Raw genomic sequence first — 718 nt, 5'->3', positions numbered from 1 at the left:
GGAGGACGTCACCGCGCGCTCCCCGCTCCCTGGCGCAGGGGGCGGGGAGCACGGCGGGCTCCCTGTTCCGTGCCGGTCCTTCGGCCGCCGGTCAGTGCTCCACGGCGACGACCGTGTACGTCGTGTCCGGCGTCGGGGTCGTGGTGAAGCGGGCGTTGGGCACGTACAGGCGGTTCTTGTGGGCGGCGACGGTCGTCGGGACGTCGAAGTCCGGGTCCGTGAGCCGGCCCTCGAAGATGCCGGAGCGGCCGTCCGCGGCGAGCTTGAACACGTCGATCGCGTTCTGACGGTTCTGCACCACGTACAGCCGCCGTCCGAGGAGCAGCAGGCCGTCGCCGTTGGTGAGGGGCGCGGAGTCGCCGAGGTCGACGAGCCGGGTGACGCCGGTGCGCGGGTCGACCCGGTGCAGTCCCCCGGCGCCGGANNCGCCGCGCAGGGTGAGCGTCACCACGTCGTCCGCGTGCGGCAGCTCGCCGTGCTTGCCGAGCGGCAGCGCGTGGAGGGCCGGCTGGAACGAGTCGGTGAACCAGGCGGCCCTCGGGGTCAGGAAGACGTCGTTGGCGAAGCTGGGCGTCGTCGTGGTGAGCCGGTACGAGGCGAGGACCGCGCCGGTGCGTACGTCCACCACGCGGGCGCCCTGGGCTCGTCCGGCGACGAACAGCCGTCCCCGTCCGTCGAGTTCGAGGCCCACGGAGGGGGTGCCGGGCCCGGTGGAGAT

It is taken from the genome of Streptomyces torulosus, from assembly GCF_001419765.1.
Classification (GTDB): domain Bacteria; phylum Actinomycetota; class Actinomycetes; order Streptomycetales; family Streptomycetaceae; genus Streptomyces; species Streptomyces torulosus.
Note: the sequence above shows the minus strand (reverse complement) of the source record.